The sequence below is a fragment of the Marinobacter sp. SBS5 genome (genome assembly GCF_048285575.1).
Lineage (GTDB): Bacteria > Pseudomonadota > Gammaproteobacteria > Pseudomonadales > Oleiphilaceae > Marinobacter.
On sequence record NZ_JBLWAZ010000001.1, the window covers coordinates 757006 to 782072 of the forward strand.

Consider the following 25067-nt stretch of genomic DNA (forward strand, 5'->3'; position numbering starts at 1 on the left):
GAGCGATTGCCCCGTATTTCTCGGGCGCTTAACAGGTGGGCGAGGGTAGGTGAAAGATATGGTTGAGGCCCTTCAGGCTAACGGCTTGTTGCAGATTTTATTACTCACGTTGATGGCCGGAGTGGCAATGCCCTTGGGAGCAGCTCTGGCATCGGTGGAGCGAATTCACCCAGGGTGGCTGGAATCCGAGCTGCATCACAGCGTGATTGCTTTTGGTGGTGGCGCACTCTTGGCCGCTGTCGCGTTGGTTCTGGTGCCAGAGGGAACCGCTAATCTGCCGATACCAGGGGTGGTTGTGTGTTTTGCCGCGGGCGGGATTACCTTCATGCTGATCGACCGTTGGTTGGCGGCCAAAGGCACGTCGGCCAGCCAGTTGGTGGCGATGCTGACAGACTTTGTGCCGGAGGCCTTGGCGCTCGGGGCGACTTTTTCTGTCTCCAGCGAGGGCGGAGTGCTGCTGGCCGGTATTATCGCACTTCAGAATTTACCGGAAGGGTTCAACTCGTATCGGGAGCTAGCCCAGTCAACCCATTATCGCGGGCTTAAGATCGTGGGTATTTTTGCCCTGATGGCGCTACTCGGCCCCGCCGCAGGGGCCGCGGGTTATTTCCTTTTGTCGGACTCCCATCAGCTGGTGTCCGGGATTATGCTGTTTGCGGCGGGTGGCATTCTCTACATTATCTTTCAGGACATCGCACCTCAGTCGCGGCTGGAGAAACACTGGGGGCCACCTCTGGGTGCGGTGGCCGGTTTCCTGCTGGGCTTGATTGGAGAGATGATGCTATCAGGGTAGGACGCAGCCCCCCGGTGCGGTTATTATGCCGGTCTTCCTACAACGCTTACCCTACATTCATAGAACAGGAGCCCGACGATGGCAGAAACATCACTCAAGGAACAGCTTGGCACTGCGGTAAAAGAGGCGATGCGCAACAAGGAGCGGGAGCGCTTGGTTACCTTGCGGATGGCGCAGGCGGCTGTGAAACAGATCGAAGTTGATGAGCGCCGCGAGCTTGGTGACGATGACGTTCTGAAAGTGCTCGATAAGATGCTCAAACAACGCCGCGATGCTGCTAGTCAGTATGATGACGCCGGTCGTGCTGAGTTGGCCGATAAAGAGCGCGCGGAAATGAAGATCATTGAAGAGTTCATGCCCGCAGCTTTGACCGACGAAGAGTTGGAAGGCTTGATCCGTGACGCGGTGAGTTCAACCGGCGCTCAGGGCATGCAGGACATGGGCAAGGTGATGAACGAATTGCGCCCCCAGGTAACCGGTCGGGTGGATATGGGGCAGCTGAGCCAAAAAGTTCGGGCTGCTCTGGCATAAATTCAGGTCGAAAGGCCGCATTCCCACAAGGAAGCATTGATGAGCGATAACCCGTTAGCCCAGATTCTCGAGATGGATGGCGAGGAACGATACGACTATTTTCTGGACGCCGTCGTGGAAGAGCGTGAGCTCTGGATACTGGTCAATTCAGACAACCAGTTTCTGAAGATTGTGTCAGAGGAAGACGGCGTTGGTTATCTCCCGGTATGGCCGAGTGAGGATTTTGCGGCCGATTACGCCAGTGGTTCCGGCGATCTGTCTCCGAAAGCACTGTCACTGCCGGACTTCTTCAAGAAGTGGGTGCCCGGCCTAACCCGAGACAAGCTCGAGGTTGGCGTGTTCCCCGGTGCTGACAGCGAACTCTGGATTACTGAACCCGAGGCGCTGAAGAGCGACCTTCAGGAAGTGTTGTCCGGTTCGTTCTGAACGGGAGATTAACAAGTCCTCATTTCAGGTTTCGATCCTTGTGCTAGATTGAGGTTAGCCCCCCGTGTACAACCGAGGGTGGCGAAGCCGAAATAGCAGTAATCGATACTGATAAGGAGGCAAGTAATGGAAGCGAAATCGGGTAACAACGAGTACGAACAGGTTCGAGAGGATCTGAGAAAGCTTCAGGAAGACCTTTCCACACTCGCGAAAAGTGTTGCTGATGGCCAGAAGGGCAACATCAGTCATCTGCGAGATGAAATTCGCCGGGAAAGTCTCGCGGCTTTTGATCAGGTAAAGCAGCGTGGCGATGAAGCCCTCACTAGGGCAAGAGACGCCAGCGGTAAGGCCGTTGAGAGCGTTGAACATAAGATTGAGGAGCGGCCCTTCCTCAGTATTGTTCTTATGTTCCTTGCCGGTGTGTTGGTCGGTCGGTTTCTGGATCGCTGATCATGCCTGATTCGGATTGGTTACAAGGCGCCCTGCGCAAAGCCATCGCCGCATTTCTCGGATTTATGCTGGGCTTTGTGTTGCTGGTTGCCTTGTTGCTTACCGGCTTTTACTTGCTCGTCAACGCCGCCGCATTAGCGCTGACTCCTTCTTTGGGAGGGGCTGGCGCTCTGGCGGTGACGGGCTTGTCCTGCCTATTGTTATTGTTCCTTTTTTTTTATCGCATGACTCGTCCACTGCCTTCGAAACCGTCAGAGGGCTCTGATGATCAGTCGAGTGGTACCCCCATTGGAGCCGTTAAACGGCTCATCCAGAAAAACCCGCTGGAAGCAGCGTTGGCAGCCTTTGCCCTTGGCTTGGTTGAGCAAGGGGATCCGCGTATGAAGTCTTTGTTGATGCAAGGTGGCATGGCGCTCGCGAAGGAGGCGGAACGGCAGCAGGGAAATGACGCGGGAGAGGGAGAGGTCTCGAAAGCGGCGAACGACGCCGCTGATAGCTGAGGCTCTCAAAGATATACACAGTTGCCTATATATCCCATTCCTTAAGCGTGCTAAAACGTCGTCGCCCAGCCATGGTCAGCAATGGGTGGCGATTTAGGGCGCATTTTCATTTATCAGGATTTCAGCATGTCAGACAAATTTTTCTACAAAGGCCGGCAAGACGCGCGCCAGCATCATACCGAGTACGGCGGCTTTAAAACCAACGCCAGCCAAAAGAGTGGCAGCAAGAAATTCCCGCTAAGCTTGGTGGTAACCAGTGAGGCTCGGAAACAAGAGGTGGAAGCTCAAGTGGCTGAAGCTAACCTCTACGCCAACATTACGGTTGATACCCGAGACGATGCGGTTGAATCGATTGCGGAGCTGACGGCGATTCTGAGCAAAGGTGAGACCGTTACGGTAACGAAAACGCCTTCTCGCAATGATCCGTGCAGCTGCGGCAGTGGGCTGAAGTTCAAGAAGTGCTGTGGTTGATGCTGGTTTGAGGTTGAGAACGTTAATATGACGATTTGTGGTGTTGAACTGAGCGGTAGCGATGCCGTGGTGTGTTTGTTGAGTTTGGATCGGGGCCAGTTCAGTTTGCCAGAGTGTAAGGTGCGCAAGCTGTCGCTGCCCAAAAATCACACCCGGGAAGACCTGAAACAATTCCAAAAGGCATTTTCCGAGTTGATGACGGAACACGGGGTGACGAGTGTCTCGATAAAAGAGCGGATGCCGAAAGGTAAGTTTGCCGGCGGCGCGATCAGCTTCAAGCTGGAGGCGGCTATTCAGTTGATTACCGATGTGGACATAGACGTTCGATTGCTGACGCCCGCACTGATCAAATCCACGTTGGCTTCCAAGCCGCTGCCGATTCCGTTCTCCGAGACCGGGCTGAAGGTGTTTCAGGAAACAGCGTTTACGGCTGCGTACGTTGGGCAGATGACGAAATAATCGGATGGCTTCCCCAGAGTTTGGAGACGAAATGGCAACAGACGCCACGAAAGCTCGCCAGCGGGCGACCCTTGAACGGCTGGATAAGTTCAGCCGCTTTACGGACAGCAGCATTGGCATACCCTTCACCAAATTCAAAATCGGTGCGGAGGCCATTATTGGTGTGGTGCCGGTGTTGGGCGATGTGGCAGGCCTGGTGCTGGCGAGCTATGTGTTGGTGGAGGCTCAGCGAGCAGGGGCGAGCAAAGGGGTTAAGTTGCGCATGCTCCGGAATATGGGCATCGACTTCTTAGGCGGTCTTCTGCCGGTAGTCGGTGATGCCTTTGATGCGATTTATAAGGCGAATACTCGCAATACGCGGTTGCTGAGAAACTATCTGGAGAAACAGCTCGAGATCGAACCGCCTGCGCCGCCATTCCCCTGGAAAACCTTGATTTGGTTATCCGTGCTGTTCGCTGTGGTTACGGGTGGGTTAACACTGCTGTTCTAGAGCCCGCCTGGAGCCGCGGCTCCAGGCGGACGTGATCGCGATGGGTTATTTCTTCAGAAACGTAAGAAACGCACCTGCAACGGTAATGGCCGCACCGCCAATCAGATACCACATGGTCTCGTCAGTGAAGCGTCCGCTAACCGCTTCGGTGAGTTGGTTTCCGACGGATTGGGTGGATTGATAGCCGAAATACAGCAAGATGATGCCGACAACCAGCATTACAATTCCAATCAACTTTGAGCTTCCCATGGCAGACTCCTTGTAGCGTTAGTGTTTGATTTTGAACCTCTGATGCTCAATTAGTACCAGAAGGTATAGTCAAAAAACAACGCGTTTTCAGGCCTTCTCCGTTTTAGAACAGCCCGAGTTGGGGCCTGGACACATCCACGGGGAGAGGTTCCAAGTTGGGAAGTTGCTCCCGTAACAACTCAGTCCAAAGCTCGGCCAGCGCAACGGCGTGAGCGTTATCGGGCATGTGCATGAATACATAGGGTTGGATGCCGGAATCTACCCAGCCCTTTACCCGAGTGACCCAGGGCGCAAGAAAGTCCCGGTTGGCTCCCAAGTCCGGGTGACCAATGTAGCGGATGACCGGTGGCGCATCGTTGGGCAGCAAGTGAACCGGAACCCGAGGCTTTTTACGCTGGGCATCTACGATCACATCGTTGTCTGGGATGGCTGAAAACAAGGCTCGGCTGTCCATGCACACTCGGGCTATCTTGCGCTGGCGCAGCCCTTGATTCAGCGCCTTCTCTTCCTCGCCTTTGGCAAAGAACGCCGGGTTTCGTACTTCCACGGTCCAGTCCAATGTATCGGGTGCTGTATCCAGAAAACGCCAGAGTTGCTGGAGTCGGCTCGGGCCAAAACCAGCCGGCAATTGCAGTAGCATCGGCCCAAGGACATCCGACAAGGGCTCGATCACTTCGAGGAAGGCCTGCAACTCCGAAGCGACACCTGTGAGCATGCGCTCGTGCGTCAGTGCTCGGGGCAACTTGAGCAGAAAGCGAAAATCATCCGGCACCTGGTTGCGCCATTGCTCGCATTGCGCTTGGCTTGGAGTGGCGTAAAAGGTGGTGTTGCCCTCAACGGTATTGAACACACGAGCATAGCGGGCAAGAGCGGATGCTCCGGGTGGCAGTTGTGTGGTCCAGTTTGGGTCTTGCCACTGCGGACAACCGAGGTAGTAGGGCAGAGGCATTTAAATCTTGACCTTCCCTCTAAGCGCTTTGGTTTTACCTTTCTGAGTTTTCTTGTCCACGCGTCGGCGCTGGGAACCTTTGGTGGGTCGCGTTGGGCGCCGTGCTTTTTGGATTTTCACCGCTTCCAGAATCAGTTCTTTCAGGCGCTCTAGGGCGTCTTCTTTGTTGAGTTCCAAGGTGCGGGAAGACTGTGCCTTGATGATTACAATGCCGTCTTTGCTGATACGTTGGTCGGCAAACGCCATCAGCCGTTCTTTATAGAAAGGCGGCAAGGAAGAGCGCTGAATGTCGAAACGAAGGTGTACTGCCGAGGCCACTTTGTTGACGTTCTGGCCGCCGGGGCCTTGGGCTCGAATTTGCGTGATTTCGATTTCCCAGTCGGCAATTTCTACGGCATTGGAGATTTTCAGCATAGGGCATACATAGTTGGTGTGATGATCAGCTTGCGCTTCCTGTTAGTATCATCCTACGCAATCAGCGCCGCGATCAGAAGTGGCGAAACAGCAACGGAGCGCTTTATGAAGGTTATGGTTCTGGGTTCGACCGGGTTAACGGGTGGTCTGTTAGTCAAGAAGCTGCTGGGTAATCCCGCTATTACGACCGTGGTGGCGCCGGTGCGCCGGCCTTTGGGATGGAGCCATCCGAATCTCGAATCGCCCGTTATCGATTTTGATGACATGGCAGCCCATGCCGGGGGGTTCAGCGTTGATGTGCTCGTGTGTTGCTTGGGCACCACCATCAAAAAAGCCGGTTCTCAAGAAGCGTTCCGCAAGGTGGATTACGGCTACGCCCTGAATGCCGCGAGCTTGGCGAAAGAGGCGGGCGCGAAAGCCTGTATTTTGATGTCAGCCATCGGGGCATCTTCGCGTTCCTCCGTGTTTTATAGCCGGGTGAAAGGCGAGCTGGAAGACGCCATTCGGGCTCTGCAGTTTTCTTCCCTCTCCATCTATCAGCCCAGCTTGCTACTAGGCCAGAGGGAGGAACATCGCACGGCAGAGGCATTGGGTATGGCGGTGATGCCGGCAGCCAACCGCGCCTTGATCGGGCCGCTGCGCAAGTACCGTGCGATTGAGGCGGAGACGATTGCAGCGGCCATGACGAACGAGGTTTCTCGTATCGATGCTGGCCGCTGCGTTGGTGTGAACGTGTTTGTGCGACAGTATTCAGACATTGTGGCGTTAGCGCGCTTTTAAGCGAGCCAACACTTTTTCTCCGCTGCTCGCTCCGTTATCGATGCCGGCGGCTTTCAGGCGGGCGTCCAGGTTCCCGTTGTTTTGTTCCTGATCCAGCTCGGTCAAGGCGGCTTCAACGTCTTCGGCCTCGGTTTGCCTGGCGCGAATTCGGTTGGCTGAATCGTTTAGTTCTTCCATATGGCTATGCAATCCGCTTGCGTGGCCCCGAAGCTGGCGGGTGACCTGTTCGGCGTGCCGGTTGGCTTTCGCCAGACGCATTTCACTGTAGAAGTGTTTCAGCGCCCGGCCGGAATCCCGCAGCTGGCGGCGCAGCTCGCTTTCCTGTTGTTGTAGCTTTGCGTGCTGTTGCTGCTGGCGTCGCAGTACGGTTTCGTCTTCTGCAATCAGGTTGGCCAGCTCCAGCGCCAAGGCCTCTTCGTTTTGCTCCAATGCTTGGCTGGCTTGCTGTTCCCGTTTGCTAATGGCAGCTTGCAGGCCGGTGTTGTCGCGTTCTAGCCGGGTTTTCTCAGCCATTAGGTGCGCCAGCTCTCGTTTTGATCGCGCAATGGCTTGCTCGGCATCCCGCAGTTCCTGTTCAAAGATACGAATGTCGTTAGCGTCCACCAGCTTTGCCACCGGTTCGTGAGCCGATGCCCGAAATAACGTGTTCAGTTTGCGCCAAATGCTCATGGTGTTACTCCCCGTACTCTTTCAGCAGCTGATGGGTGCGAGCTTCGGAAATGCGGTTCGCAATTCGGCTCTGCTCGTGTTCATCGCGAAGTGTTTTCGACAGCGTGATGGTGGTGCTGACGAGGAACAGAGCGCTGATCGCCATGTAGCCTTTTATCACGATATCAACGGGTGCAAGCACCACACCCGCGGCGGCGGCAAACAGTGCAATTGCGAATGAAACCTTCACAAAAAATACCCAAGAGTTTGAGTTGCTCTTCAGTTCGCTATCCATGATGTCTTCCTCATTGGCTTTGTTGTTGGGACAACCGAACTGTGCGCTATCGCTGAATACGCCGCGAGTGATTCCCCAAAGGTATTGGCGGTATATCTCTGGAGTATCGAATAATGATACTTTCTGAGATTGGAACTCGATGGGAGGTGCATCCATGGCGCAAACCAGTGCCATTGTCGGCGAGCTTAAACGACAACTACGGTCTCATGGCCTGACCTATCAGGACGTGGCTGATGCCTTGGGTCTGTCAGAGGCGAGTGTTAAACGCCTGTTTTCGGAGAAGCAGTTTTCGCTCAAGCGTCTTGACCAGATTTGCACACTGATGGGGATGGAGATCAGTGATCTTGTGCGCAAGCTGGCGCCAGAGCCCAAAGTCGAACAGCTGAGCCTAGAACAGGAGCAGGAACTGGTGTCGGATGTGCGACTGTTACTGGTGGCCGTCTGCGCCATGAACCGATGGCAGTTTCAGGAGATCCACCAGGTTTACGATGTGTCGGAAACGGACTTGATTGGTTATCTCGCCAAGCTGGATCGCATGGGAGTACTGGAGCTGCTGCCCGGGAACCGGTTCAAGCTGTTGGTCAGCCACGATTTCGCTTGGCAGCCGGGCGGGCCCATACAACGCTTTTTCGAAGCCGAAGTGCAGCAGGATTTTCTGAAATGTCGGTTTAATCACCCCGGTGAATTAAGGCTGTTTGTGAGTGGCATGCTGTCCACTCAGTCCAATGAGGTGGTTCAGCAGAAGCTCAAGCGGTTGGCTCTGGAGTTTCGGCACTGCCATGAAGAAGATCTCGCGCTGCCCTTGGAGCATCGTTTCGGAGTGAGTCTGTTGATGGCCATGCGCCCATGGGAGATCGAGGCTTTTGACAGTTTCCGACGGCCGGAGGCGCTTAAGGATTACCCGCCGTATAGCCGTTGAGGTCAAAGAGGGTAAATGCCTTAGTGTGGTCGAGAAGTGCGCTGCCCTTTTCTGCTAGTATCCGAACGCACTAATAATAAGTACGTTTTGCCTGTTGGAGGCTTGTTTATGACGGCTCAGATCGTTTGGATTACCGGCGCGTCGTCGGGTATTGGTGAAGCGCTAGCGCTTCAGTTTGCCAAAGATGGCGCCGGGCTTGTGTTGTCGGCTCGCCGTGAAGATGAGTTGCAGCGCGTGGCCGCTCGTTGTGTTGAAGCGGGTTTGCCGGAAGACAATATTCTTGTGCTTCCGTTGGACGTAACGGATTGGGCTTCCCACGAAGCGTCCGCGCAAACGGTGGTGGATCGCTTTGGAGCGATTGATCTGCTGGTGAATAACGCGGGCCTGTCGCAAGGTTCGTTGTGCGCAGAGACCGATATGTCGGTCTACCAAAAGCTGATGGATGTGGACGTAATGGGTCAGATTGCCCTGACCAAAGCGGTACTGCCACACATGCTAAAGCGCGGCAAAGGTCACCTGGCCGTAACGGCAAGTGTTGCCGGCAAAGTAGGCGTGCCCAAAATGACGGGCTATTGCGCAGCCAAACACGCGATGGTCGGCTTTTTCGATGCCCTGCGGGCGGAAGTGGAAACCAGTGGATTGCACGTGTCCACCATCCTTCCGGGCTTTATCCGTACCAACATTTCCAAAAACTCCTTGTCTGCCGATGGCACGCCCCATGGCGAGACGGATAACGACGTTGCCAGTGGCATGGATGTGGATGAGTGCGCAGCGGTCATCTTTAAAGGCCTTAAAGCGCGAAAGCGTGAAATTCCGGTGGGTAAGGGCAAGGAAATGGCGGCACTTTGGGTGAAGCGACTCTCACCTGAGTTGATCTTCCGTCTGACCCGCCGCCCGAAACACTAATTGATAAGCGAGCTTTGCCGATGAAATTTCCCATTGTTACGGTGACTCTGGTGGTTGCAGCACTGGGGTATGTGTTCTGGAATCAGACGCAGCCTGACGCCAAACAGGTGGGGGCGGCCGATTTCGCCAACCTCGCAGGCAGCCCTGTGGACCGCAGTGCCGTGGTGGATCTGGCCATTTCCCGAATTTCGGACTTGTGTGAAGAGGCTACGGCGAATGCAGAGAGTTCCAAGGCGCACGAGGAGTGCGTTGCGCTTGCGGAATCCCGAACCTCATCTTGTCGCCGGGCCGTGTATGACCGGTTCCCGGATAAGGTGCGGTCGGATGCGGTTTTTCGAGATGTCTCGATTACCACGATGAACTGCTTGGTTCGTCAATCCGGGGTAGTTCAACCCTGATGCTAGTAGAGGGCGCTTGATTGCGTTGCCGAAGAACGGCCTAATCTATACAGTTAACATACGCTCACTTTATTTAATGAAATTGATGAGGACACCACGGTGACTGAACTCGTAACTTACGAACTGAACGACGGCATTGCCACCATCACTCTGAACAACGGCAAGGCTAACGCGCTGAGCCACGATGTGTTTGAAGCGCTGAACGCCGCGCTCGACCGTGCCGAAGAGGACAAAGCAATTGTCATCCTGACGGGCCAGCCGGGCATGTTCTCCGGCGGGTACGACCTGAAAGAAATGCAGAAAGGGCTGAAAGAAGCCATGGCTTTGGTAAAGGTTGGCTCAACGCTGACTCGTCGCCTGGCTGCATTCCCAACCCCGGTGATTGGCGCTTGTGGTGGTCACGCTATTGCTAAAGGCGTGTTTGTATTACTGTCAGTCGATTACCGTATTGGTGTTGAAGGTAACTTCAAGCTGGGCCTCAATGAAGTGGCCATCGGCATGACCATGCACCATGCCGGTATTGAGATTGCTCGTCACCGCATGCCTGCGCCATATTTCTACCGTTCCGTGGTGAATGCCGAAATCTTCAATCCGGAAAGCGCAATCTCGGCCGGTATTCTGGATGAATTGGTTGCACCAGAGCAGCTGATGGAACGTGCAAAAGCCGTTGCCGCTCAGTACAAGCAGCTGAACATGCGCGCGCACAAGCAAACCAAGCTAAAAGTGAAGGCTGAATACTTGGCCACATTGGATCGCGCCATTGAACAAGACGCAGCTCAGTCTGACTTGATGGGCTGATGTGTTTGGGCGGTCGTAGAGAATACGGCCGCTCAAGTTATCCTTGCTCAAATTACCGTCATATTCCGTAAGCCTAGTAATACCAAGCCTTCCAGCCGTGTGTCCTGACCTTGCTAACACAGTTTTCCACAGAGTTTGTGGGTAACCGTATCTTGTTATCCCCAGTGATCCTAAAAAAATGCCCGATTTAGCTTGCTTTTAAGCGTGAAAAACAGGTGATTCTGTATTTTTATGATCCGGTATCCTGCTTGGTTAAATTACCTACAAATCCCGTAAGCCCGCTCGTAGAGCGGTTTTAGCCTATATGTCCTTACCTTGCTAACATAGTTGCCCACAGAATTTGTGCGTAACTGTGTAAGGTTATCCCCATGGTGGTCGGTAAATGACCAGTCGCTGTGTATTACTTCAATGAAGAGCCCCTTTGTGTGTATTTTTTAGTGTTGATATCTTTCTTGGTTAAATTACCTACAAATTCCGCAAACCCGCTCGTAGAGCGGTTTTAGCCTATATGTCCTTACCTTGCTAACACGGTTGTCCACAGAAATTGTGCGTAACTGGATAACGTTATCCCCACCTTCAGGGATAAACAGGGTGGTTCCGTGTGATTTGGCCATTGAAAATCGCCCCAATATGTTTTCTGATGTGTGGCTATTCGGCTTGGTTAAATGACATTCAAAATCCGAAAACCCGCTAGGGCCGGGGCTTGCGGCACTATGTCCTTACCTTGCTAACACAGTTGTCCACAGTATTTGTGGGTAAATAACAGAAGGAAAACCTTTCGATGTCTGAAAAACCGGCCAAGCCTGTTTCGGCTTCCGCGATTGAGAAGCATGTGTATAAAGTGTTTCCCAACGATATGAACTCACACGACACGGTGTTCGGGGGCATGATCATGGCCAAGTGCGATCGCTTGGCGCTGGTTGTGGCCGAGCGGCACTCGGCGCATGTGTGTGTGACCGCTGCGGTCGATTCCATTCATTTCCGCGCGCCGGCCACCGGTAAAGACACCTTGTTGTTCAGTCTGACCCTGAACCGCAGTTGGGGCTCCTCTATGGAGATTGGCGCGCGAGTGGAAGCCGAGAACAGTTATACCGGTGATACCCGCCACATCCTGTCCGCATTTTTTACCTTCGTGGCGTTGGATGAAGACGGCAAGCCGGTGGATGTGCCGGAGGTGATCCCTGAAACGGATGATCAGCGCCGGCGGTACGCTAATGCCGAGATCCGCAGGGCGGGGCGCCTGCAAACACGCGAGCAGCTTTCCAAGGCGAACAGCTGAGCAAAGTCGCATATTTAGCCCAGTCGTGGTATATCACGGCCACGGTGATCAACTTAATTGGAATGGGTAACATGCCAAAAGCGAGTGAGATTAAAAAGAACCAAGCGGTTGAGTACGATGGACGTGCGTTTTTCGTGAAAGACATCGAGCGTTCGGTGCCACAGGGCCGCGCCGGTGGCAGCCTTTACCGCATGCGTATGTACGATGTGGTAACTGGCCAGAAGCTGGATGAAACCTTTAAGGATTCAGACATGCTGAACCTGGCTGACCTGGTTCGCCGTCCGGTTATGTTTTCCTACGCCGATGGCGACGAGTACGTCTTCATGGATAACGAGGACTTCACACAGTACATGCTGAACAAAAGCGCCATTGAAGATGAGCTGCTGTTCATCACGGAGGAAACTCAAGGTGTGATGGCCATTCTGGTGAGCGATACCCCAGTGGCGTTGGACTTGCCGCCAACGGTTGAGCTGACGATTGCAGAGACCGATCCCTCTGTGAAGGGCGGTTCCGCAACGGCTCGTACCAAGCCTGCGCACCTGACTACCGGTCTGGTTGTGCAAGTGCCCGAGCACATTTCCACAGGCGACCGTATCAAGGTCAACGTGGAAGAGCGTAAGTTCCTGAGCCGGGCCTGATATTGGTTTTTGAATACGGTAGAGAGGGGCTTTGAGCCTTTCTCTACAGCTCCAGCACTTCCAGTTTTTTTCTCAGTTTTGCCCAACCGATGGGTAACCGCTTTTCCAACTCCGCGCACCGCGACGATTCTATTTTAACGTTGCTGAACCCTTGCTTACTGCCGTAGATCACCCAGTTGTTGGTTTTGCTTCTGAACACTAAGAGCAACGGAAACTGACGCCGCAGTTCCCGAACCAGATTGCCGTTGGCGTCTGGCATTTTGTGGTAGTTCAACGCAAGCCAGCCCGTGCTGGTGAGGGCTCGGCTGCAGGCTTTAATGAACTGCCTCTGGGCCTGGGCCGGGCTCATCTTATCGGCGCTGTAGAGGTCGGTGAGGATCATGTCGGTGCTGGCTTCTGGCAGGTTATCCACAGCCAGACGTGCATCTTGAATGGTCACCTTCAGCCGCTTGCTGTTCGGCAAGGCAAACCACTTGCGGGCAATCTCCGCCACCTTCTCCCGTAGCTCGAATACTTGAATGTCACTGTTGGGCAGTAACTTGTGCAAGCCGTGGGCGAGCACGCCGCCGCCCAACCCCAGTATCGTGACATGCTGAGGTTCGTGGAAGGCGACGGGTAAGAGCATTGCGCGGTTGTATTCATGCACAGGCACATTTGGAGCAGCGCGTACGATCTTGCTTTGTTCGAACACCGAATCGAAACTGAGAATGCGGTGTTTGCGGTCGTCGATCACCAGAATGTTGCCGTATTTATCCCGATCCACATGAACAATGTCGCCGGGAATGGCGATCGTGTTAATCGAATTGCTCATTATTTGGCTGCGTAACGTTGATGCAGGATGCCTACGCGTTCCACGTAGGCTTTGGTTTCAGCGTAAGGAGGAATGCCCTTGTACCGTCCTACCGCGCCGGGGCCAGCGTTATAGGCCGCGGTGGCAAGCCGTGTGTCACCCTTGAAACGCGCCAGCATCTGAGACAGGTAATTCACGCCTCCGCGAATGTTTTCCGATGCCTCCATCGGGTTTTGCACACCTAGGTCTTTTGCCGTGCCGGGCATCAGCTGCATCAACCCTTGAGCCCCCACGGGGGAAATTGCCTGTGGATTAAACGCGGATTCGGCATGAATAACGGCGCGAACCAGTGCTGGGTCTACGCCAAATTCCTTGGCTGCGGTTTTGATCTCGTTCTGGAACGGGCGAAGAAACAGCGGTGTTTTGCGCCAGTCGACTTTGGAGTTCGGATCGCAGGCGTAGCAATGAAAACTGATCACGTCGAAGTCTGAGCTGGCGGGCCGTTGGCTGCTGTAGGCGATAACGCCGTGTTCGTCTTGGTAGCGGTAGACGGTTTCACTCTTCGTTGAGGGCCGTGGCTGGCTTTTGCTTTTGACGTTAGTGAATTCGATGTGTCCGTCAGGGTGCACGACCCGTTTTATCGTATCGGCGACAGCGCTGGTATTTGCCGCCCAAAACATAAGGGTGATCAGGGCGATAGCGAAAAATTTGCTTGTGGTAAGGCTCGACTTCATTTCATGACCGGAATGCTGGATCGGAGGCTTCAATGTACCGTTATTGCCAACGGACATGTACCGTGAAGTGTAGGCTTTTTGTTTGTTTGTGAGAAATTTCGCTCGCTGGGCGTTATTTCCGCTAGACTGAAATTAAGTCACCTAATAAGGAGTTTTTTATGCCTTTCTCGCCGGTTCATCTTGCCGAACTGAATCTGTTGTTGCAGTTTCCTTCCACTTCCACACAGGAAGGCATCAAGGTGCATGCCAGTTCAGCGGCTGCAGAAACCGTTCAGGCTGCAGAGTCGTTGTTTGAAAAAGGGCTCATTTCTCGAAACGACGGCGGCTATCTGACACCCCTGGGGTGTGAAGCGGTTGAGTTGACTCAGAAGTTGCAAGCCGTTTTGGCAAGCGAATAAGGGAAGGTTTTAACATGGCCCTGAGTTCTCAGGGCCATGTACAGTAGTGAGCTGGATGCTCTAGACCTTTGGGCCTTTTCCTTTGAGCACGTTCACCAGAACAGAGACAACAAGTAATACGAGAAAAATAAAAAACAGAATTTTAGCGAAGCCCGCGGCAGTCCCGGCAATCCCCCCGAAACCCAATACGCCCGCAATGATCGCAATAACGAGACACACTAAAGCCCAGTAGAGCATTTACTATCCTCCTTTTTTGCAATGCCCTATAAACGTGGCACAACTTTGGCGTTCCCGCAATCCAGAGCGTGGAACCTTAAGGGATAGTCATTGTGCCGTTAGGTTTTAGTCTGTTTTCTCAAGCGGATACACCGAGCGAGCCAGTGTGGGCGAACAACCAATCACACCCCGGGCTTTCTTGTGCGCATGCAAATACCAGCGTTGGCCGCCACGGGTGAAGGTGTCGCTTTTTACCTCAAAGATTGCGGTTTCCACAGTGGCGGGAATAGGCTGGCCATCAGAAAGGCGGTAGACACAGGCCGTGCCTATGGTGGCGGGTTGGCCGACTGCTAGAGTGATGAAACCATCACTTCGAACTGTCGGCTTGTGCCCGTTTATATCGGTGATTTTCAGGCAGGGGCCGTAATGTACTCGGTTGTTATCGCCTACGGGCTCTTGCAGACAATGCTGAGCGCTGAGCAGCACCAGATTGTCCCCAATGTCGGGGGCTTTCCCTGGCAGGTTTTGACATGCCGTCAGCGAGGCGGCTGCGAGCAGGGGAAAGAGTATTCGAATCATCGCTTGCTCCTGGGGGTTAGTTGCAGGTTTCCTTGGGCGTCGGATCTCAATGCGTCTATAAGGCGTCGGTCGCGGCCGTAAACGTCTTCCCGGATTTGGAGATTGCCGAATTTATCCACCCAAGTGGTCCAATACTGAAGGTGGACGGGCACGGGTTTGTTCAGAACAACGTTAACAGGCTCCTTAAGCTCTCTCGCCTGAGTGATGTTGTCGTGGTTCCAGCTGCTGTTGCCAACGAGCAATCTTTCGGCGAGCTCGAAGGGCCGCTCTACGCGTATGCATCCGGAGCTAATAGTGCGTTCCAGCCGGCTAAAATGATATTGCCCGGGCGTATCGTGCAGATACACCGCATGTTTGTTGGGGAACATGAACTTCACTTGCCCAAGGGAGTTCGAGGGGCCGGGCTGTTGCACGAGCTGGTAGGGGAAGTTATCAGAGGACAGTGAAGCCCACTTTACCTCAGCGGGGTCTATTTCCACCCGGTTGGCGCCCCAGCCCTTATACACTTTGAAATTCATTCGCTTGAGGTAACCCGGGTCGGACTTAATCCGTGGTAACTGGTCCTGAATCATCAGAGTCCGAGGGACGGTCCAGGTTGGATTGAAAACCAGATAGCGGATGCGATCGCTGAATACGGGGGTTTGCCGGAAAGGCCCTCCGACGATGACCCGCTGATGCAGCACTTCTTCACCGTTTTCCACCATTACCATGTCGAACCCGGCGATGTTTACCAGCACATAGGTGTCGCCCAGAGAGTCGGGCAGCCAACGCCAGCGCTCCAGGTTGGCGTCTACTTGACGAATGCGCTCGATGGGCATCATGTTAAGGGTGGCCAAGGTTTTTCGGCCAATGATGCCGTCAGGGTCCAGGCCATGACGAGCCTGGAAGGCGGGGATCGCTTGAATCAGATTGCCGGTATACAGTTGATTTACCGGGCTGCTGCCAAGCTCATGCTGGGCATCGTTGTCGGGAACCGGGAGGTCACCCAACAGGATCAGCTGCTGACGAATGGCGGGTAGCCGTGGGTCGCTGTCACCAGGGCGTATCGTTGGGCCCGCTTCATGCAGAGGCCAGGGCCGACCCAGAAGGGCTGAAAGCTGGCGGCGGTAACTGGCCAGCCGATGGTAAGCCGGGGCCGGAGGCTTGAGCGACTGCAGAGTTTGGTACACTTGGCCGCTTTGCAATGCCTCCGCCAGCACGATGTGGAGTTGCCGCTGCCTGCGGTTGGCTGTCCACTCGGCATCAATGGTTTGTGGGTTCACTTTACCTTCTAGCAGGTGGGAGGCGAGGAGCAGGAAGGCGTCTGAGAAAATCAGGTCAAGGTCTGTCGGCAGTTCCGGATTGGTGTCTTCCTGTGATCTCTGGATAATGTCGCGCAAGGCTGCTTGATGGTAGTCGGACGGGATTAGCCCCTCGTCTGAAATTTCATTAATCGCTTTCAGCAATTCGTCTTGGGCCGCGGGTGACGTCCAGGCCGGCTGGTAGTTTCGGGCTTCATAGAATTGAGCCAGTGCGGCCCAAGCATTGAGAGGCGAGTCGCCAATGGTGACGGGATAACCTGATTGCAGGGCTTCGAAGCGGCTAATAATACGATCGTCGCTGTAGGCATTCTGCATGAATGCCAGTAGCATGATGATCAGTAGGCAGCTTTTCTTCGTTGCTGAGTTTGTTGCATCCTGCACATCGTCCTCCTCGTGAATTCCGTGCAAACCGAGCCGTCAGGCTTGCTGGAGTCTATTGTTCGTTATGTCTGACTTGTCTGTTATTCAGTATATCCTGATTGCGCTGATCTTTGTGTGGAGCGGCTTTGTGCGTTCCGGGCTGGGATTTGGTGGCGCGGTTCTTTCGCTGCCTTTTTTGCTTCTGGTGCTGGATGAGCCCTTGGTGTTCCTTCCGATCATTTCCATTCACCTGTTGGTGTTCTCATCGCTAACCATCTGGATGAACAACCGGCAAAGTTCTAATGATCAGGGTGCCGAAAAAGCCAGCACGGTGGACTGGCAGTATCTGGGGCGATTGCTCGCGATCTTGATTGTGCCGAAACTCATTGGGGTGTTTGGTTTGATTACCCTGCCGGGCCATATTCTTAGTGCGATCATCTTCATCATTGTAGGTCTCTATTCCGTCTCGTACATCGTAAACAAGCCCTTTCGTAGCGGCAGCAAAACAGTGGATGCGGTGTTCTTGATGTTAGGCGGGTATATCAGCGGCACCTCTTTGATTGGCGCGCCTTTGATCATTGCGGTTGCGGCTCAGCATCTGCCCAAAGAAAAGCTGCGGGATACGTTGTTTGCCCTGTGGTTTATTTTGGTCTTAATCAAATTGGGGGCGTTTGTCTGGGTGGGGGTAGACCTGCAGTTGATTCACCATATCTGGCTATTGCCTGCAGCGGCTGTCGGGCATGTGATCGGACTGTATGTGCACGACCGTATGCTGCACGCGGAAACGTCTCTGTTTTACCGAGTACTGGGCACAATATTACTGATAGTCAGCAGCACCGGGCTGGTCACCGTGTGGTTATAGTCACTGCTATCGAGCTCCTGCTTCTCAGGAGCCGAGCATGCCTGCGTAGGCGGTGTAAAAGAATACGCAGGATCCAACCAGAATAAGGCTCCAGGCTGGAACAATCATCAAAGAGCGGGCCGGTCTGATCATAGCTACCTCCTTCGGTATGGCTAATCATTACGCGGACTCTTCCAATGTAGACCATTCCTGATGGATGTCACCAACCGTTTTTTTAAAACTCGTCTAGTATGGAGGTTGGCCAATTGAGTAAGTGATTCATATAACGAGAAAATAAGAACAAGGACTTGCCATGACTATAGATCCCCAGAAACTGACGTCGGCGCATTGCCTGTTTTATTGGGCGGAGAAAACCCCGGATAACGTTTACCTGACCCAGCCATACCCGGATGGGCGTGTGGAAGACATCACTTGGGCGCAGGCCGCCGATCAGGTTTGCCGAATGGTGGCGTACCTGACCAGCCTCGACCTTCCGGAGCGAAGCAATATTGCGATCTTGGGCAAAAACAGTGCCCATTGGATTTTGGCGGACCTGGCCATCTGGACATCGGGTCATGTGAGTGTGCCTTTGTATCCCACGCTCAATGGTGAAACCGCCGCGTATGTGCTGGAACACAGCGAGGCGCGACTGTTATTTTTGGGGAAACTGGATGGAACGGCGGACGGCTGGAACGATATCAAAGGCCACATCCCGAAGGACCTGTCCATCGTTTCGTTACCGATGTCGCCTCGGGATGACACACCCAAGTGGCTAGATCTCGTTGCGGAACATGCGCCGGCAAAACCAAGGCTCCCAGCTCAGGATGATCTGGCGACAATAGTGTATACCTCCGGCAGTACCGGTCGCCCCAAAGGGGTGATGCACAGCTTCCGTACCATGATTTCCGTGGCAGACGGGCTGCAGCAGCTGTTTCAGGTGTCGCCCGCTGACCGGATGTTGTCCTACCTTCCTCTGGCGCATGTGGCCGAAAGAGCCGCAGTCGAAACGCAGTCTTTGTATTACGGTTTTCACCTTTACTTCGCGAATTCGTTGGATACCTTTCAGGAAGATCTTCAGCGGGCTCGGCCAACGCTGTTTTTCTCGGTACCCCGTCTGTGGATGAAGTTTTACCTCGGCGTAAATGCCAAGCTTCCACCTAAAAAACAGAAAGTCCTGTTCAAGATACCCGTTCTGAGCAGTTTGGTGAAAAAGAAAGTGCTCAAGCAATTGGGGTTGGATAACTGCCGGGTAGCACTGACGGGCGCGGCGCCTTTGTCGGCTGACATCATCAACTGGTACCGGAACCTCGGGCTTGAACTGTTGGAAGTGTATGGAATGTCCGAGAACTTCGGATATTCCCATGCCAATCGTCCAGGGCAGGCTAAAACCGGCAGTGTTGGTGTGGCGAACCCCGGGGTGGAACAAAGGATCGGCGAGGGCGGTGAGATTGAAGTTAAAAGCCCTGGGCAAATGCTCGGTTATTACAAGAATGAAGAGAAAACCCGGGAAGATGTTACCCTCGATGGTTTTTTGAAAACCGGTGACATGGGAGAGATAGACAATCAAGGTTATCTTCGCATTACCGGGAGAGTGAAAGACCTGTTCAAAACCTCCAAAGGCAAATACGTTGTGCCGGTGCCGATCGAAAATCGCTTTAATCATCCGGTGGCCGAAGTTGTCTGTGTAGCGGGTGCCAATCAACCCCAGCCGTGCCTGATGTTGCTATTGTCTGAGGAGGCGCGCATGGCGCTGGAATCAGGTTTGGACCGCTCGGCTTTGGAGCAAGAACTGGCGCAAGAGCTGGATGCTGTAAACGCACAGTGCGAAGCCCATGAAAAAGTGGCTTTTTTGGTTGTCGTTAAAGAGCCGTGGACGATGGAAAACGGCATGCTAACGCCCACCATGAAGATCAAGCGCAACGTGATTGAGAGTTTCTACAATCAGCAGATGGAAACGTGGTTCGCACAAAATCGTAAGGTCGTGTGGGAATTCTAATACGGTCCTGAGGCACAAAAAAACCGGCATGTTTCCATGCCGGTTTTTTTGTGGGGCCGAAGCGAGCGTTTATACGCCGCCTTGAGCCTGAGGCAGATCTTGTACAGCAGCTACGGCTTCGCGATTCGCTTTGCGCAGTTTACGGCTTAAAAATTGTAGCCCCAGTTTGAATGCAGCGCGGGTATACTCGCGGCGCATCTCCACGCCATTGTGGAGGATGCCGGACGGCTGTGGGCGAACGCTCACGTTACGCTGATGAATCATGATGCCTTCCTCCTTAATTAGGGTGGCTGGATTTGTTAGGTTATAAACTATTCTAGAGGTTCTTATTTGCAGTTTGAATACGTTAAACTTCGTACTCATGTTGCAAATGTGCAGTGACTATGGACTGGGATTATCTTCGATATATACGGGCTCTGGCAATAGCTGGAACCTTCGCAAAAGCCGGTGAAATACTGGGTGTGCACCAAACCACTGTTTTAAGACGACTTGACCAGATGGAGGAGTCGTTGGGTGTGCAGTTTTTTGATCGCAACCGCGATGGATTGCAGCTTACCGCCACGGGTGAAATGGCTTATCGAGAGGCTGAAAGGCTGGCGGTAGACATGGAAAATCTGGAGCGCAAGCTAGTTGGGCAGGACGGTGCTCCGGTCGGCAAAGTCAGAATCGCCGCAGAAGATGCGGTGATGTATGAATTGCTAAGCCCAGTTTTGGCCGCGCTGGTGCGGGAGTACCCGGAGATTGAACTGGAAGTACTGACCGACAATGACGTTGCGAACCTGAGCCACCGCGAAGCCGATCTGACTTTGCGCCCTGAAAACAAGCCACAGGCGACGCTGGAAGGTGAGCGCATTGCCGCAATTGATTCTGCGGTATACGGATCGACAAACTACTGCCGACGAAATCGCAAAATGGATATAGAGAATCATCCGGAGGCCTGTACCTGGCTGATCCCGGACGAGTCTTTTAGCCATCTGGCAACGGGCAAGTGGTACCGGAAGCACCTCAAGAACGTAAACACCGTTATCCGCTGCAATAGCCTGCAGTCTATGCATGCTTTGGCGCGGGCAGGGGCCGGGCTGGCGGTTTTGCCCTGTTATCTAGGAGAGGCCGCGAAGGAGTTGCGGCGACTTTCTGATCCTTTGGATGGGGAAAGTATCGATCTTTGGTTGCACGTCAACCACGATACCCAGCAAATGGCCCGGGTTCGAATTGTGATGGAGTTTTTGGTGGAGCGGCTTAAGGCGCTCGGCTCGGCCATCGAATTCAGCAACACGCTCTGAGTCCTTTGCATTAACGTGCTTGTGCCGGATATCTCAACGATTTTCGCGCTTGCACTGAAGCATTCCTACCAAATCGTCATCTTCAGCGGCACTGTAAGCTTGCTGAAGAGGCGGCCTGCGTGTCATAAACAGCGCTGTTCCCGTAACAGGATAAGATTGACATGACCTTGAACGCCCTAATGAAACCTCTTTTAATCGCCGGACTGCTTGTAAGCAGTTTGGCGCAGGCGGCACCGAGTGCACAGCAGGTGCTGGAAGCTTCGCCCGTGGACGACATCGTCGTTCAGTACCCGGCGATGATGGGGCAGGGGATTCGGGATGGCCTCAAACAAAAAGCGCAGGTTCCGCCTATGGTGGCCGACACCATCGCTTATGTGGTGCAGAACAGTTTTCGCCCTGAAGAGATCAAGCGAAAAATCGCCTCCAACCTCGATGCATCGTTAAGTGATGAACAGCTGGCGAAAGTGTACGACTGGTATCAGAAGCCGGTTGCGAAAAAAATCGCCCGGGCCGAGGTGGCAGCCTCGGCGCCTGCCATCTGGCCGCAAATACGCAAGAAAGCACCGGAGTTGAATAAAGCCAACAAGGGAACCGATCGGGAAAAGCGGTTTGAACGTTTTGATGCTGCTTCCCGTGCCACTGAAAGTGCGGTTGATACCGCGATTGCGCTTCAGTTGGGGTTGTCTTCAGCGATGGCGGCTTTAAGTGGTGAGCCCGCGAATACGGAAGATGTGCGCAAGCAATTAGAAACGCAGCGCCCGGCCTTGAAGGGCGTGGTTGGGCAGCAAGTTTACGACAGCTATTTGTATACCTACCAGAAGATCACTCCGAATGAGATGGAGATGTATTTGGAGTTTCTGGAAAGTGATGCCGGCCAGCAGTTCACCAAGGTGGTTGCAGAGAGTATTCAGCAGGCCGTGACGGAGCCGATTGAGAATATTGGCAATCAACTGGCACGGTTCAGAAACTTCGGGAAAGAAAACGCTCAGTGAGGGCAGCTTGCCTGTGCAGACTATCGCAACGTCCGGGTCAGCTTGGTTAACGTCATTTCTACCGTCCGGTGGCAAAATTATTGTCACTGGACAATACTTTCTTTTGTGAACTGCCTTCCAGTTAAGAAGAGGGCATATCGCTGCCGAGTGTAGCTATATCTAAGACCGCAGTCCCCCAGGCACTCAGCCCGATAGTATCGGGTCGTTTTCGTGATATTGAGCCAAAGGGGGTGTTCTCATGAATTTCTTCCGGTATTTTCTGCCCGTATCAATCTGTGGAGCGCGGTCGGCTGTTTTAATTGTCGTTCTGTTGGCTCTCGCCTTCCCGTTGACTGCCGCCGAGTTGTTGTTGTCAAAACAGCCCGACCGGGGTGCGCCTGTTACTGTTGATTCCCAGCCTGTTCAAGGCGTGGTCTACGTTTTTGTTAGTGGCGCTGATAGCGTGGATCAGGTGCGGTTCTATCGCGACAACGCGCTGATTCGGACTGAGAATAATGCGCCTTGGGATATGGAAGGCGGGTCAGTCAGTGAAGCTAGGCCCTTTGATACCCGCGATGTCGCTGATGGTGCCTATGCTTTGCGCGCTGAGTTGGTGCAGGGTGGCAACACGGCCGCAACGCTGACAGCAACTTTGCAGGTTGCCAATCAGCCCGCACCACAGCCAGGCGGTGAGGCCCGGCAGTTGCATCTGGGTTGGGATGGTGATCCCGCCAGTACGCTCAGTATCATGTGGTTTACGCCGTTGGCCAACAGCCCTGCTGAGGTGAATTATCGTCTGCCGAGCGCACAGCAGTGGCAGACTGCTGCTGGTGAGCTGCGACTGACCGTGGCGGATGGTCGCTATCTGCTTACTCGCTTAACAGGGCTGCTGCCGGATACCGAGTATGAGTTTCGGGTAGCCCTGGCTGATACTATCTGGAGCAAGGTATACACCAGCCGCACCGCACCCGGGCCAGGGGCGCAGGATTTTGATGCTGTCTACGTGGCCGATACCGGCTTAATCGGCCGAGCGGATGGGTTGGCGGCGGGCACTGCAGAAGTCATTGCCGAGATTGCCGCATTGTCGCCCAGCATGGTGTTGTTGGGCGGCGATTACGCTTACTTTGACACCGATAAACGATACGGCACGTTAGCGCGCACCATTGCCGCTTGGTTTGACCAGATGCAGCCGGTGGCACAAGCCACACCGATGATGCCGGTGTACGGTAATCATGAAGTGTTGCTTGGTGAAGGTTTCGATAAATGGGTGCCTTACTTTGCCACGCCCGAAGGTTGGAATGGTCGCCGCATGTACAGCTTTAACGTGGGGGATGTTCATTTTGTAGCGGTGTATGCCCTCGATGAATATCAAACGCTGCCCTCGGATGCCTTGGCCTGGCTAACCTCGGACCTCGACGCCGCGATCCAGCAGGGCCAGCGCTGGCTTATCCCCATACTCCACGCGGCTCCCTTTTCGGAAGGCACAAACCATCCTTCTGCACTGACTCTGCGAGCACAATTGGGACCCATCTTTGAACAGGCGGGTGTGCAGGTGGTGTTGACCTCCCATGATCAGTCTTATGAACGTACTTACCCGTTGGTGGATGTGCCTGCCACGAATACGCCTACGTCAGTTGGTCGTCACTGCTACGATCTCGGTGAAGGTGTCACCTGGCTAAAAATCTCCCCGGGAGGCAAGCTGAGTAATATCTCCAAGGGCTTCTCGCCATGGAAATCGCCGGTTGCACCTCCGTGGACTGTCGTTCGGGATAACTCTCGTCACCATTACGCCCACTTGAAGGTGTCCGATGACGGTGTCCTGGATGTGGATATCTATGGGATTTCCGGAACTGGCGCACCGCCTTGGCGCCGGGATCGGGTGCGATATACCACCCTCGGCTGCGGCCCGGAATTAAGCGCCCAACCTGAGCAGATGGGGTTTAGTTTGGAGCCGGGAGAAACTGAAACCCGGACAGTCCAGCTAGCGGCCGAAGGCGATGCGATTTCATTTCAAGTGAGCCAGATACCTTCGTGGCTTTCGGTTACCCCACTCGCGGCGCTTACGCCGGCGGACATAAGTATCACGGCTGACGCGACCGGTCTGGGTGTCGGTAAGTATACTGCTGTTCTTGAAATTTCAGACGGCGCTGACACGGCAACCTGGTTGCCGGTTACCCTGCAGGTGGGCGCTGAGAATTACAGTCTGTGGGTGGCGGACAACTCACAGAGGTTATCGCCGCAGTTATTGGCCGGGGCGGACTTGCAGGGAAACCGTTACATCTTTACCAGCCCGGACCTGAATGTGCGGCGGGTGCGTTTTTATCTCGACGACCCGAGTGCAACGGGTGCGGTCACCCAGACCGAAAATCGCGCGCCGTTTGATCTGGCCGGAACCGCCTCCGACGGCACTGCAGCTGCACTGGATACCACAGCGCTGGCCGATGGCCAGCACGCCGTTGGCGTGCGGCTCGACATCGATGGAGGGCTGGAAGTCCAGCTCAGCGCTGATTTTCAGGTTCTCAACAATGTACCGCAGCTGACGGTGTCAGCGGACAGCCATTTGCTGCAGATCATTCCACCGCAGACCAGTGACGAAGTCAGTGTGATTGCCCAGATGAGTGATGGCCGGGTAGAAGCCTACACCAGTCTGAGTAATGCCCCCTGGCTTACAGTCACGCCTGCGAGCGGCGACTTACCGCAAACCCTCACCTTACAGGCGGACGCCAGCACATTGGCACCTGGCCAGTATCAGGGAGAAATTGTGCTCGAAGCTGCAACAGGGGAGCAGGCCAGCATTGCGGTCAGTCTGAATTATGACCAGGCGTCACCTTATACTCTGCAGGTCAGTAGCGCGCCAGATCGGAGTGGTGCAGTGCTGTTGGATGGCGCCACGGTATCGGGTGAGATCTATGTGCTGGTGCCGGCACTGAGTGGTATCAACAAGGTGACCTTTTATCTCGATGATCCCAATCGACAGGGGGCACCCGCCAAAGTTGAGGACCGGGCACCTTGGGACTTTGCCGGTACACTGTCGGCACAACCCCGTAATGCGATACCGTTTGATGTCAGTGGTATGAGCGGGCAACACGACATTACGGCGGTGGTCGAACACAACGACACCACCTCGGTAATCCACGCGGTCTTTAACGTGGCTCCTTAAATTCAAAGGGAGGCGGGTTGAAGAGATGAATCGGCCGAGTCAAAA

The 25067-nt window shown here is 54.2% G+C and carries 32 protein-coding genes; 21 read left to right on the forward strand and 11 right to left on the reverse strand.

Going from position 1 to position 25067, the window contains the following annotated elements; genetic code table 11:
• Positions 1–58 precede the first annotated feature (58 nt).
• From ACNQ6O_RS03655 to ACNQ6O_RS03690, 8 genes are all read left to right on the forward strand, one after another.
• Positions 59–793: a ZIP family metal transporter gene (locus ACNQ6O_RS03655; RefSeq protein ID WP_418051879.1), complete on the forward strand. Its 735-nt coding sequence runs from the start codon at positions 59–61 to the stop codon at positions 791–793.
• A gap of 78 nt (positions 794–871) precedes the next feature.
• Complete coding sequence (locus ACNQ6O_RS03660) at positions 872–1324, forward strand: GatB/YqeY domain-containing protein (protein WP_418051880.1); 453 nt, start codon at positions 872–874, stop codon at positions 1322–1324.
• A gap of 39 nt (positions 1325–1363) precedes the next feature.
• Positions 1364–1750, forward strand: coding sequence for a DUF2750 domain-containing protein (locus ACNQ6O_RS03665; RefSeq protein WP_418051881.1), 387 nt, complete (start codon positions 1364–1366; stop codon positions 1748–1750).
• 126 nt (positions 1751–1876) lie between these two features.
• Complete coding sequence (locus ACNQ6O_RS03670) at positions 1877–2200, forward strand: DUF883 family protein (RefSeq protein ID WP_418051882.1); 324 nt, start codon at positions 1877–1879, stop codon at positions 2198–2200.
• A gap of 2 nt (positions 2201–2202) precedes the next feature.
• Positions 2203–2700: a hypothetical protein gene (locus ACNQ6O_RS03675; protein ID WP_418051883.1), complete on the forward strand. Its 498-nt coding sequence runs from the start codon at positions 2203–2205 to the stop codon at positions 2698–2700.
• A 126-nt stretch (positions 2701–2826) separates the two neighbouring features.
• On the forward strand, positions 2827–3171 hold the full coding sequence (locus ACNQ6O_RS03680; RefSeq protein WP_418051884.1) for a PBPRA1643 family SWIM/SEC-C metal-binding motif protein: 345 nt from the start codon (positions 2827–2829) through the stop codon (positions 3169–3171).
• A gap of 27 nt (positions 3172–3198) precedes the next feature.
• Positions 3199–3630, forward strand: a complete 432-nt coding sequence (locus tag ACNQ6O_RS03685) for a DUF3010 family protein (RefSeq protein ID WP_418051885.1) — start codon at positions 3199–3201, stop codon at positions 3628–3630.
• 31 nt (positions 3631–3661) lie between these two features.
• Complete coding sequence (locus tag ACNQ6O_RS03690) at positions 3662–4120, forward strand: DUF4112 domain-containing protein (RefSeq protein ID WP_418051886.1); 459 nt, start codon at positions 3662–3664, stop codon at positions 4118–4120.
• 45 nt (positions 4121–4165) lie between these two features.
• Here the strand turns inward: ACNQ6O_RS03690 and ACNQ6O_RS03695 are convergent, their stop codons facing one another.
• From ACNQ6O_RS03695 to arfB, 3 genes are all read right to left on the reverse strand, one after another.
• The gene (locus ACNQ6O_RS03695; RefSeq protein WP_418051887.1) at positions 4166–4369 is read right to left on the reverse strand and encodes a DUF3185 family protein; all 204 of its coding nucleotides are present in this window, start codon (positions 4367–4369) and stop codon (positions 4166–4168) included.
• Between the two features lie 103 nt (positions 4370–4472).
• Positions 4473–5318 carry a DUF72 domain-containing protein gene (locus ACNQ6O_RS03700; protein WP_418051888.1) on the reverse strand — a complete coding sequence of 282 codons (846 nt, stop codon included), beginning with the start codon at positions 5316–5318 and terminating at the stop codon, positions 4473–4475.
• Positions 5319–5732: an alternative ribosome rescue aminoacyl-tRNA hydrolase ArfB gene (arfB, locus tag ACNQ6O_RS03705; protein ID WP_418051889.1), complete on the reverse strand. Its 414-nt coding sequence runs from the start codon at positions 5730–5732 to the stop codon at positions 5319–5321.
• A gap of 105 nt (positions 5733–5837) precedes the next feature.
• Here arfB and ACNQ6O_RS03710 point away from each other — a divergent pair, with 105 nt between their 5' ends.
• The gene (locus tag ACNQ6O_RS03710) at positions 5838–6512 is read left to right on the forward strand and encodes an NAD(P)H-binding protein (protein ID WP_418051890.1); all 675 of its coding nucleotides are present in this window, start codon (positions 5838–5840) and stop codon (positions 6510–6512) included.
• On the opposite strand, the gene ACNQ6O_RS03715 is transcribed toward ACNQ6O_RS03710, so the two are convergent.
• On the reverse strand, positions 6498–7181 hold the full coding sequence (locus ACNQ6O_RS03715) for a PspA/IM30 family protein (protein WP_418051891.1): 684 nt from the start codon (positions 7179–7181) through the stop codon (positions 6498–6500). The two genes, ACNQ6O_RS03710 and ACNQ6O_RS03715, sit on opposite strands and share 15 nt — an antisense overlap.
• 4 nt (positions 7182–7185) lie before the next feature.
• Positions 7186–7611 (reverse strand): YiaA/YiaB family inner membrane protein, encoded by a 426-nt coding sequence (locus ACNQ6O_RS03720; RefSeq protein WP_418051892.1) that lies wholly within the window; start codon positions 7609–7611, stop codon positions 7186–7188.
• On the opposite strand from ACNQ6O_RS03720, the gene ACNQ6O_RS03725 reads away from it, so the two are divergent.
• From ACNQ6O_RS03725 to yeiP, 6 genes are all read left to right on the forward strand, one after another.
• A complete protein-coding gene (locus ACNQ6O_RS03725) occupies positions 7610–8374 on the forward strand; it encodes a helix-turn-helix domain-containing protein (RefSeq protein ID WP_418051893.1) in 765 nt (254 codons plus the stop codon). The genes ACNQ6O_RS03720 and ACNQ6O_RS03725 overlap by 2 nt on opposite strands.
• A gap of 108 nt (positions 8375–8482) precedes the next feature.
• A complete protein-coding gene (locus ACNQ6O_RS03730) occupies positions 8483–9280 on the forward strand; it encodes an SDR family oxidoreductase (RefSeq protein ID WP_418051894.1) in 798 nt (265 codons plus the stop codon).
• Between the two features lie 20 nt (positions 9281–9300).
• Positions 9301–9678: a hypothetical protein gene (locus ACNQ6O_RS03735; protein WP_418051895.1), complete on the forward strand. Its 378-nt coding sequence runs from the start codon at positions 9301–9303 to the stop codon at positions 9676–9678.
• Between the two features lie 99 nt (positions 9679–9777).
• Complete coding sequence (locus tag ACNQ6O_RS03740) at positions 9778–10476, forward strand: crotonase/enoyl-CoA hydratase family protein (protein ID WP_418051896.1); 699 nt, start codon at positions 9778–9780, stop codon at positions 10474–10476.
• Between the two features lie 781 nt (positions 10477–11257).
• A complete protein-coding gene (locus ACNQ6O_RS03745; RefSeq protein WP_418051897.1) occupies positions 11258–11755 on the forward strand; it encodes an acyl-CoA thioesterase in 498 nt (165 codons plus the stop codon).
• A gap of 71 nt (positions 11756–11826) precedes the next feature.
• Complete coding sequence (gene yeiP / locus ACNQ6O_RS03750) at positions 11827–12393, forward strand: elongation factor P-like protein YeiP (RefSeq protein WP_418051898.1); 567 nt, start codon at positions 11827–11829, stop codon at positions 12391–12393.
• A 43-nt stretch (positions 12394–12436) separates the two neighbouring features.
• Here yeiP and ACNQ6O_RS03755 read toward each other — a convergent pair whose 3' ends face one another.
• Positions 12437–13204, reverse strand: coding sequence for a spermidine synthase (locus tag ACNQ6O_RS03755; RefSeq protein WP_418051899.1), 768 nt, complete (start codon positions 13202–13204; stop codon positions 12437–12439).
• Positions 13204–13863, reverse strand: coding sequence for a lytic transglycosylase domain-containing protein (locus ACNQ6O_RS03760; protein WP_418052262.1), 660 nt, complete (start codon positions 13861–13863; stop codon positions 13204–13206). The genes ACNQ6O_RS03755 and ACNQ6O_RS03760 overlap by 1 nt, the downstream gene beginning before the upstream one ends.
• 212 nt (positions 13864–14075) lie before the next feature.
• On the opposite strand from ACNQ6O_RS03760, the gene ACNQ6O_RS03765 reads away from it, so the two are divergent.
• Positions 14076–14315 carry a TIGR02647 family protein gene (locus ACNQ6O_RS03765; RefSeq protein ID WP_418051900.1) on the forward strand — a complete coding sequence of 80 codons (240 nt, stop codon included), beginning with the start codon at positions 14076–14078 and terminating at the stop codon, positions 14313–14315.
• Positions 14316–14375: 60 nt separating this feature from the next.
• On the opposite strand, the gene ACNQ6O_RS03770 is transcribed toward ACNQ6O_RS03765, so the two are convergent.
• The 3 genes from ACNQ6O_RS03770 to ACNQ6O_RS03780 all read right to left on the reverse strand — a co-directional run bounded on the left by ACNQ6O_RS03770 (position 14376) and on the right by ACNQ6O_RS03780 (position 16792).
• Positions 14376–14552: a DUF1328 domain-containing protein gene (locus ACNQ6O_RS03770; RefSeq protein ID WP_418051901.1), complete on the reverse strand. Its 177-nt coding sequence runs from the start codon at positions 14550–14552 to the stop codon at positions 14376–14378.
• A 105-nt stretch (positions 14553–14657) separates the two neighbouring features.
• Entirely contained in the window at positions 14658–15110 is a 453-nt protein-coding gene (locus ACNQ6O_RS03775) for a hypothetical protein (protein ID WP_418051902.1), read from the reverse strand.
• Positions 15107–16792, reverse strand: a complete 1686-nt coding sequence (locus ACNQ6O_RS03780; RefSeq protein WP_418051903.1) for a L,D-transpeptidase family protein — start codon at positions 16790–16792, stop codon at positions 15107–15109. Before ACNQ6O_RS03780 ends, ACNQ6O_RS03775 begins: the two co-directional genes overlap by 4 nt.
• A gap of 64 nt (positions 16793–16856) precedes the next feature.
• Between ACNQ6O_RS03780 and ACNQ6O_RS03785 the strand changes: the two genes are divergently transcribed.
• The gene (locus ACNQ6O_RS03785; RefSeq protein WP_418051904.1) at positions 16857–17633 is read left to right on the forward strand and encodes a TSUP family transporter; all 777 of its coding nucleotides are present in this window, start codon (positions 16857–16859) and stop codon (positions 17631–17633) included.
• A gap of 292 nt (positions 17634–17925) precedes the next feature.
• Entirely contained in the window at positions 17926–19608 is a 1683-nt protein-coding gene (locus tag ACNQ6O_RS03790; protein WP_418051905.1) for an AMP-binding protein, read from the forward strand.
• Positions 19609–19677: 69 nt separating this feature from the next.
• Here the strand turns inward: ACNQ6O_RS03790 and ACNQ6O_RS03795 are convergent, their stop codons facing one another.
• On the reverse strand, positions 19678–19872 hold the full coding sequence (locus tag ACNQ6O_RS03795; protein ID WP_418051906.1) for a hypothetical protein: 195 nt from the start codon (positions 19870–19872) through the stop codon (positions 19678–19680).
• A gap of 119 nt (positions 19873–19991) precedes the next feature.
• On the opposite strand from ACNQ6O_RS03795, the gene ACNQ6O_RS03800 reads away from it, so the two are divergent.
• The 3 genes from ACNQ6O_RS03800 (at position 19992) to ACNQ6O_RS03810 (ending at position 25022) form a co-directional block, all read left to right on the forward strand.
• Positions 19992–20891 (forward strand): LysR family transcriptional regulator, encoded by a 900-nt coding sequence (locus ACNQ6O_RS03800; RefSeq protein ID WP_418051907.1) that lies wholly within the window; start codon positions 19992–19994, stop codon positions 20889–20891.
• Positions 20892–21052: 161 nt separating this feature from the next.
• Positions 21053–21883, forward strand: a complete 831-nt coding sequence (locus tag ACNQ6O_RS03805) for a DUF2059 domain-containing protein (RefSeq protein ID WP_418051908.1) — start codon at positions 21053–21055, stop codon at positions 21881–21883.
• Positions 21884–22121: 238 nt separating this feature from the next.
• Entirely contained in the window at positions 22122–25022 is a 2901-nt protein-coding gene (locus ACNQ6O_RS03810; protein WP_418051909.1) for a fibronectin type III domain-containing protein, read from the forward strand.
• Positions 25023–25067: the final 45 nt, after the last annotated feature.

Excerpts from the sequence above, each read along its gene's own strand:
- ACNQ6O_RS03655 (WP_418051879.1), top strand. The coding sequence starts at position 59 with ATGGTTGAGGCCCTTCAGGCTAACGGCTTGTTGCAGATTTTATTACTC.
- ACNQ6O_RS03660 (WP_418051880.1), top strand. The coding sequence starts at position 872 with ATGGCAGAAACATCACTCAAGGAACAGCTTGGCACTGCGGTAAAAGAG.
- ACNQ6O_RS03665 (WP_418051881.1), top strand. The coding sequence starts at position 1,364 with ATGAGCGATAACCCGTTAGCCCAGATTCTCGAGATGGATGGCGAGGAA.
- ACNQ6O_RS03670 (WP_418051882.1), top strand. The coding sequence starts at position 1,877 with ATGGAAGCGAAATCGGGTAACAACGAGTACGAACAGGTTCGAGAGGAT.
- ACNQ6O_RS03675 (WP_418051883.1), top strand. The coding sequence starts at position 2,203 with ATGCCTGATTCGGATTGGTTACAAGGCGCCCTGCGCAAAGCCATCGCC.
- ACNQ6O_RS03680 (WP_418051884.1), top strand. The coding sequence starts at position 2,827 with ATGTCAGACAAATTTTTCTACAAAGGCCGGCAAGACGCGCGCCAGCAT.
- ACNQ6O_RS03685 (WP_418051885.1), top strand. The coding sequence starts at position 3,199 with ATGACGATTTGTGGTGTTGAACTGAGCGGTAGCGATGCCGTGGTGTGT.
- ACNQ6O_RS03690 (WP_418051886.1), top strand. The coding sequence starts at position 3,662 with ATGGCAACAGACGCCACGAAAGCTCGCCAGCGGGCGACCCTTGAACGG.
- ACNQ6O_RS03695 (WP_418051887.1), bottom strand. The coding sequence starts at position 4,369 with ATGGGAAGCTCAAAGTTGATTGGAATTGTAATGCTGGTTGTCGGCATC.
- ACNQ6O_RS03700 (WP_418051888.1), bottom strand. The coding sequence starts at position 5,318 with ATGCCTCTGCCCTACTACCTCGGTTGTCCGCAGTGGCAAGACCCAAAC.
- arfB (WP_418051889.1), bottom strand. The coding sequence starts at position 5,732 with ATGCTGAAAATCTCCAATGCCGTAGAAATTGCCGACTGGGAAATCGAA.
- ACNQ6O_RS03710 (WP_418051890.1), top strand. The coding sequence starts at position 5,838 with ATGAAGGTTATGGTTCTGGGTTCGACCGGGTTAACGGGTGGTCTGTTA.
- ACNQ6O_RS03715 (WP_418051891.1), bottom strand. The coding sequence starts at position 7,181 with ATGAGCATTTGGCGCAAACTGAACACGTTATTTCGGGCATCGGCTCAC.
- ACNQ6O_RS03725 (WP_418051893.1), top strand. The coding sequence starts at position 7,610 with ATGGCGCAAACCAGTGCCATTGTCGGCGAGCTTAAACGACAACTACGG.
- ACNQ6O_RS03720 (WP_418051892.1), bottom strand. The coding sequence starts at position 7,611 with ATGGATGCACCTCCCATCGAGTTCCAATCTCAGAAAGTATCATTATTC.
- ACNQ6O_RS03730 (WP_418051894.1), top strand. The coding sequence starts at position 8,483 with ATGACGGCTCAGATCGTTTGGATTACCGGCGCGTCGTCGGGTATTGGT.
- ACNQ6O_RS03735 (WP_418051895.1), top strand. The coding sequence starts at position 9,301 with ATGAAATTTCCCATTGTTACGGTGACTCTGGTGGTTGCAGCACTGGGG.
- ACNQ6O_RS03745 (WP_418051897.1), top strand. The coding sequence starts at position 11,258 with ATGTCTGAAAAACCGGCCAAGCCTGTTTCGGCTTCCGCGATTGAGAAG.
- yeiP (WP_418051898.1), top strand. The coding sequence starts at position 11,827 with ATGCCAAAAGCGAGTGAGATTAAAAAGAACCAAGCGGTTGAGTACGAT.
- ACNQ6O_RS03755 (WP_418051899.1), bottom strand. The coding sequence starts at position 13,204 with ATGAGCAATTCGATTAACACGATCGCCATTCCCGGCGACATTGTTCAT.
- ACNQ6O_RS03760 (WP_418052262.1), bottom strand. The coding sequence starts at position 13,863 with ATGTTTTGGGCGGCAAATACCAGCGCTGTCGCCGATACGATAAAACGG.
- ACNQ6O_RS03765 (WP_418051900.1), top strand. The coding sequence starts at position 14,076 with ATGCCTTTCTCGCCGGTTCATCTTGCCGAACTGAATCTGTTGTTGCAG.
- ACNQ6O_RS03770 (WP_418051901.1), bottom strand. The coding sequence starts at position 14,552 with ATGCTCTACTGGGCTTTAGTGTGTCTCGTTATTGCGATCATTGCGGGC.
- ACNQ6O_RS03775 (WP_418051902.1), bottom strand. The coding sequence starts at position 15,110 with ATGATTCGAATACTCTTTCCCCTGCTCGCAGCCGCCTCGCTGACGGCA.
- ACNQ6O_RS03785 (WP_418051904.1), top strand. The coding sequence starts at position 16,857 with ATGTCTGACTTGTCTGTTATTCAGTATATCCTGATTGCGCTGATCTTT.
- ACNQ6O_RS03790 (WP_418051905.1), top strand. The coding sequence starts at position 17,926 with ATGACTATAGATCCCCAGAAACTGACGTCGGCGCATTGCCTGTTTTAT.
- ACNQ6O_RS03795 (WP_418051906.1), bottom strand. The coding sequence starts at position 19,872 with ATGATTCATCAGCGTAACGTGAGCGTTCGCCCACAGCCGTCCGGCATC.
- ACNQ6O_RS03800 (WP_418051907.1), top strand. The coding sequence starts at position 19,992 with ATGGACTGGGATTATCTTCGATATATACGGGCTCTGGCAATAGCTGGA.
- ACNQ6O_RS03805 (WP_418051908.1), top strand. The coding sequence starts at position 21,053 with ATGACCTTGAACGCCCTAATGAAACCTCTTTTAATCGCCGGACTGCTT.
- ACNQ6O_RS03810 (WP_418051909.1), top strand. The coding sequence starts at position 22,122 with ATGAATTTCTTCCGGTATTTTCTGCCCGTATCAATCTGTGGAGCGCGG.